This is a genomic window from Clostridium sp., from assembly GCF_032552055.1.
Classification (GTDB): Bacteria; Bacillota; Clostridia; order Clostridiales; family Clostridiaceae; genus Clostridium.
This window is the reverse complement of the sequence record NZ_JAWGSV010000011.1, coordinates 23,818-30,243: the sequence shown is the minus strand read 5'-3', so window position 1 is coordinate 30,243 and position 6,426 is coordinate 23,818. Positions and strand designations below refer to the sequence as shown.

General features: G+C 26.4%; 5 protein-coding genes. 1 reads left to right on the top strand and 4 read right to left on the bottom strand.

Annotated features, from left to right (window positions below):
• Together E6248_RS01810 and E6248_RS01805 are read right to left on the bottom strand one after the other, a co-directional pair.
• Window positions 1-1,210 (bottom strand): flippase (locus tag E6248_RS01810; RefSeq protein WP_316339140.1); only part of this gene is annotated, 1,210 nt, incomplete at its 3' end.
• Window positions 1,203-2,048 (bottom strand): LicD family protein, encoded by an 846-nt coding sequence (locus tag E6248_RS01805; protein ID WP_316339139.1) that lies wholly within the window; start codon window positions 2,046-2,048, stop codon window positions 1,203-1,205. The genes E6248_RS01810 and E6248_RS01805, both read right to left, overlap by 8 nt.
• A 240-nt stretch (window positions 2,049-2,288) precedes the next feature.
• Between E6248_RS01805 and E6248_RS01800 the strand changes: the two genes are divergently transcribed.
• On the top strand, window positions 2,289-3,248 hold the full coding sequence (locus tag E6248_RS01800; RefSeq protein ID WP_316339138.1) for an LCP family protein: 960 nt from the start codon (window positions 2,289-2,291) through the stop codon (window positions 3,246-3,248).
• 190 nt (window positions 3,249-3,438) lie between these two features.
• Here E6248_RS01800 and E6248_RS01795 read toward each other — a convergent pair whose 3' ends face one another.
• Window positions 3,439-4,860 carry an alginate O-acetyltransferase AlgX-related protein gene (locus E6248_RS01795; protein ID WP_316339137.1) on the bottom strand — a complete coding sequence of 474 codons (1,422 nt, stop codon included), beginning with the start codon at window positions 4,858-4,860 and terminating at the stop codon, window positions 3,439-3,441.
• A gap of 12 nt (window positions 4,861-4,872) precedes the next feature.
• A complete protein-coding gene (locus E6248_RS01790) occupies window positions 4,873-6,270 on the bottom strand; it encodes an MBOAT family O-acyltransferase (RefSeq protein WP_316339136.1) in 1,398 nt (465 codons plus the stop codon).
• Between the last annotated feature and the right edge of the window lie 156 nt (window positions 6,271-6,426).

Here is a 6,426-nt window from a genome sequence, read left to right as displayed (position 1 = left end):
CATAAAGATATTCCCCTATTACTAATAACCCATTAGCAAAAGTAGTAGTTATTATTGCTGAAGTTGCTGTGAAATATTTTAATTTAACTAATATAACATTTAGTGCTAAGTTAATTAATCCAGTTATAAATACAATCTTAACTTGAGCTCTCTCTTCACCTCTAATATATAGTATTTGATTACTTATTATATTTTCATAAGCAACAGTTATCATATAAATGGAGAATACCGCTAATACTGGGGCTGCACTTGGAAATTCCTGCCCTCCATATATTGCAGCTATTTCATATGATAGACAACTCATCCCTATAGCTGCTGGAAAAACAATAAGAAAATACATACTAGTAATTTTATTTAAAAGTGATAAGTAGTCTGCTTCCTTATCCTTTGATAAATAATTAGATAACCTTGGGATTGAAACATGAACTACTGTAAGCATAAATGTACTTACTATAGTAATTATTTTCTGTGCCAAACCATAGTAACTAACTGATTGCATATTCACAAATTCACCAAGCATAACTCTATCTAGCTGAGTATATAAAACATTTGCATTTGATAATACTACAACTAAAAGCATAGGTTTTATATGGCGCTTTATTTGAATTTTATCAAATCTAAATTTTATTTTAGACTTAACATATATAAAACTAATTAAATTATTCAGTATATTTGATATTACCATAAGTACTAAGTAATCCATGTAATTATCAGCACTCTTTAAGAAAATAAATATACAAATTGTGTATATAGCTCGTATTGCTATTGTTTTTATAGTTATAAAATCATAATTTTCAAGTCCTTCATTTACCCATTCTACATAAAATGCATTTGCTAAAAAGTTAAATGCTGTTATTAAGCAAGTTGAATAAAAAACTTCATCAGAATATCTATAATTTACAAATAGCACGTATCCTATTGTTGATAATAGATTTGTAACTACAGTAATAGAAAAAAGACTAGTAAATACCCTTTCTAATTTTTCCTTATTATCTCTTACTCTACTTATTTCTCTTATTCCATACTGATAAATTCCAAAGCAAGCAAATATAAGAAAATACTGATATATAGAATCAGTAAAAGTTATATAACCATTAAGGGTATCCCCCAACTTCCTATAAACATATGGTCCTATTAGAATTGGAATAATAATATTAAATAAATTAAGCATAAACTTAAAAATTATATTTTTACCTATTGATTTAGACATCTCTTAACTCTAACCCTTCTTTAGTGTTATAAAAAACCTCAATTTTATTTGAGTGACTAAATCTTTCATTTTCTGGTGGCAATGAAAGATAATCTCCATACATATCAGTCAAAATAGACTCTGGATTATTTGGAGCCATAAATTTTTTACCTTCAAATTCAATTTCCCTTAAAGGAAAAATATCTTCTTTTTTATAGATGTGTTTAAAGCATAGATCTATGCCACCCCAATATAAGTTATCATAACTTCTACATTTATATATAAAGAAATTTTCAACTTTTTTTCTACCTTTAATACCTAAAATATTTGTAAATAAATATACTAATGGATAAATAAGTTTCCTTTTTGTAGATAAATCTTTATATTTCTCGTCTACAATAGCAGATCTTTCTACTATGTATTTATATATATTTTGTAGCTTATAATTTATCTTTCCCTTTGGTAATTTATCTAAAGGGAATACATCAATATATATACCATTATTAAACTTTTCATCACCAGTTTCAACTACCTCTACATACCTACTATTATTATATCTTATCTTCATAGGTATATAATAATATTTATAGTACTTGTCTGTTTCTGGAGTTTGTAAAAAGTAATCTTCATTAAATTTATTATATAACGATTTCAATCTCTCGAAGTCCTCTCTTGGCATAGATACATCAACATCATCATCCCATGGAATAAATCCCTTATGCCTAATTGCACCTAATAAAGTTCCCCAATCTAAAAAGTATCTTAAATTGTTTTCTCTACATACTCTATCAAATTCAATTAATATATCTAGCATTACAAGTTGACCTTCTCTTAATGAAACTTCTTTCTTATGAATCATATTTATTCCTCCACAAAATAAGCAAATTTCTATCCCCTTATTTTACCATGCATAAAAATTAATATCAACTTTCTAAATTTCTTATTTTACTATGTATTACAATCAATATCAGCTTAGCCTTTATTATTAGGTATATTTAATAATAATTTCCAAATTTATATTTTATCTGATATAATATAACGGTATTTAACAAAGATATTATTTAAATTTAATTTTGATTATAATTTGGGAGGATAATCTATGAAGAAACTTTCTAGAAATAAAAAAGTAATAATTTCTATACTTTCTGTTATTTTAATTCTTTTTGCAATCGGTGGTGGATGTACATATTACCTTTCAAGTAAGGTTAACAGAGTAGAAGTAGATAGAAAAGATGTTGTGGATACTGGTAAAGAATTGCCTAAGGAAGCTTCAGATGTTATAACTATAGCTCTTCTTGGTAGCGACTATTCAGAGTATTATGATATAAGTTCTTCAGATGCAACTATGCTTTTAGCTATAAATACTAAAAATAATACTATAAAACTTTGTTCTTTAATGCGTGATATATATCTAGACTTACCTGATGGTGGAAAAAGCAACTTAAATTATAGTATATTAGAAGGTGGACCTAGTTCACTACTTAAAACCGTAAATTATAACTTTAATTTAAATATTGATAAATTTGTACATGTTGACTTAGAAAGACTACCTAAAATAATTGATTTATTAGGTGGAGTTGAAATGGAAATCACAGTAGATGAACTTAAATACATAAATGGATATATTGATAATATAGATGAGAATAATGGAACAGAAACTGATCATATTTATTCTGCTGGAAAACAACTTTTAAATGGAACTCAAGCTTCTGCTTACTGTAGAATAAGATATACGGAAGGACGTGACTTTAGAAGAACAGAAAGACAAAGAGATGTCTTAGAGGCTTTATTCCTTAAGTTTAAAGATATAAGCGTAACTGAAGTGCCTGGATTGATTAATGAAATTCTTCCACTAGTAACAACTAACTTAAGTAACAGTGAAATAATTTCAATAGCTACTAAGGCTCTAAGTATGGGACTTAACAATATAGAGCAAGGAAGATTCCCATCTGACTCTAATATTATTAATGCAGAAATTACAGATATGTACCATACTAATATAGATATTGAAGGAACTACTAAAGAACTTCATGAGTTTATATATTCAATAGAAGAGTAAGTGCTACTCACAATGGATAATTTATAATGAATAATGTATAATGATTGATAAAACTCCCTCCGGAGTTTTTAAAATAAATTCGATTTTAATAAGACTCAAGGCACCAATCTTGAGTCTTTTCCTTAATTCTTTCTTTCATTAATAACTATCTTAATTTAAAAATGATTTTGAAGAAATCATTTCCTTCATTCTACATTCTAGATTCTTCATTATTCATTAGCTTTAGCTCTACTTTTTCATACCTCTCCTCATCAGTTGATAAGAAGTACAAATCAAAAGAATCCGTATCTGATATTTCTTTATTTATAATTGAAAAACCTACATATTTATTATCTTCAACTGTTTTAACTTGTAAGTCTAAAACTCTTCCATTTATAACAGCATAAGCATTTAATATATCCTCACCTTCGTATGGTATAGTAATAGTAGTTAAGTTTGTATTACTCTTTGTAAAAGTGGTTTGGTTAATTTCTACTAAGTCATCTTCTTTTAAATTACTATAACTATTAATATTTTTAATTAAAGTCTTATTTTCCATAGTCTTCTTTGGATAATGATAACCTGTATTTGTGTATTCTGTTGACTCAAATAAGACCATATCTGGCTGATATATATTTATATAGTACTCATAATCTAATACATTTCTATAATTATGTATCTTCATAATTTCAGAAAAGTTTCCTGCAATAAATTTTTCTTTATTATTAAAGTAACTCCCTGCAAAAATTAAAAGCTTTGGTCCATCAGGATTAGCTTTATTTACATAATGATTATAATATCTAAAATCCTCATGTCTTATAATTTCATATTCATAATCCTCTACATACTCTAAGTTATATTCCTTTAATTCATAATGAGTAGTTGTCTCATTTATAGGAAAGTCAGAGTTCATTAATGAAGTATTTACAAAAGGAACTGCTTCAAACTTGTTAATATCAAAGCTTCCAACTCTATTATCTAAATCATTAAGTCTATCTATCATAGCTGAAATTCCATAAATTGCACCAGTTTCATTCCAATGTCCAGCATCATACTTAGGGTCAAATACTTGATTCTCTTCCTTAGCCTTTAGAAGTGTATCTACATTGCTTAAATAATTTATACCTTTTTCATCTAACAGATCTGTAAAATAATCTAAGTTTTCTGTATTTCTAATATAACCTTCTGGCAAATACTCAGGATAAATAGTTGATTTACTAGGCTCTAATGCATATAAGAAGTCTATTCCTCTATCTTTGCAATAGGTTTCAAAGTCCTTTATAAAACTTGAAAATAACTCCTGAAATCTTAAATCAACATTAGTTTCAGGTAATTTAAGATAAACATACCCATCTTTTCCATATTGATAATTAGGATGGACCATTTCATCTAGGAGTATGTCCATTGCTCTACCATAAGATTTAACCATTCTCTCCCTAAATCCAATTCTATCATTAACAAAAGATTCAAACTTATATATTACTTCATCACTATCATCAAATATTTCATCGAAATCTACAAGCATTCTATTATCTATTTCAGAAGCCACGTTTTTTTTGAAATTCATAGAAATTAATGGTACTGCAATAATTCCTAAAAATAATATTATCTTTATCTTATGTATTTTCTTCATAACTTCACCCCTTTAAAATTGGAAATATATAAATGGACTGTAAGTTGAGTTAATTATAAATACTATAGATAAAATAAATAAAATTGAAATTCCTATAGTAGATATAATCTCAAACTTTTTATTTCCATTATATTTTCTAAGTTTATTAGAGATAAAAGGAACTGATCCTAAAGCTGCTATTACTATCCATAACACTAGTTTTTTATTAATAAAATAAGTAAATTCATAAAGATTTGCATTTGAATTTATGCCAAACATAACTTCTAAATAACCTACAGCCTGAGAGAGGCTATCTGCTCTAAATACTACCCATCCAATTATAACTATAAACATAGTAACTAAATATTTAATTGTACTTGGAATATTAATATACCAGTTTTTTTTATTTATAATTCTTTCAATAACAATAAATATTCCATGCCATATCCCCCAAAGAATAAAGGTCCAAGAAGCTCCATGCCATATACCTGTTACTAAAAATACTATAAATAAATTTACATAAACATTTCCTTTTCTATTGCCACCTAAAGGAATGTATAAATACTCTCTAAACCAAGTTGATAATGAAATATGCCATCTTCTCCAAAACTCAGTTACAGACTTTGATATATAGGGATAATTAAAGTTTTCCATAAATCTAAATCCAAACATATGACCAAGACCTATTGCCATATCTGAATAACCAGAAAAGTCATAATAAATTTGGAATGTATAGCATATAGCACCTATCCATGCTGTAGGTGTATCTATCCCTATTTCATAAAGTTTAAAAATATTATCAGCCATAGCCCCTAAAATATCAGCAATAATAACTTTTTTACTAAGTCCCAGAACAAATCTATTAATTCCATAACTAAATTGTTCTACAGATTCTTCTCTGCTTCTAATTTCCTTATCAATAGTTTTATACTTAATTATTGGTCCTGCAACTAATTGAGGAAATAAAGATATATAAAGCGCCACTGAAAAAGGATTTTTATTGACCTTTCCATCACCTCTATAAATATCTATAATATAAGACATCCCTTGGAAGGTAAAAAATGATATTCCTATAGGAAGAACTATATGCTTTAAAGATATATTTGTACCTGAAAGCACATTTATATTTTCTATAAAGAAATCATAATACTTATAATAAAATAATATTGAAAGGTTTAAAATAATACCTAAAGTCAGTATTACTTTTTTAAATATCTCCCTACTACTATACTTGTCTACAAGTATTCCAAAAGAATAATTAATTATTATTGAAGCAATTAGTATCTTTAAATAAGCTACTCCACCCCAAGCATAAAATATTAAGCTTGCAATTAATAATATATAATTTTTTATTTTTTTCCCTACTATATAATATAAAAACAAAATAAACGGTAAAAAAATGAATATAAATATTGTTGAACTAAATACCATAACATCTCCTTAAGTAATATCTATCTTTCAATTGAAAGCATAGATTATTTAATTTTAGTAACACAATTAATAACATATTTAGTTAAATTTCATATAATTAAATAATTTAGTTAAAGATAATAAAGCACTTAAAACTTTAAGTTAACTTAATACCCT

Coding starts and splice junctions, on each gene's coding strand:
- E6248_RS01805 (WP_316339139.1), bottom strand. CDS start 2,048: ATGATTCATAAGAAAGAAGTTTCATTAAGAGAAGGTCAACTTGTAATG.
- E6248_RS01800 (WP_316339138.1), top strand. CDS start 2,289: ATGAAGAAACTTTCTAGAAATAAAAAAGTAATAATTTCTATACTTTCT.
- E6248_RS01790 (WP_316339136.1), bottom strand. CDS start 6,270: ATGGTATTTAGTTCAACAATATTTATATTCATTTTTTTACCGTTTATT.
- E6248_RS01795 (WP_316339137.1), bottom strand. CDS start 4,860: ATGAAGAAAATACATAAGATAAAGATAATATTATTTTTAGGAATTATT.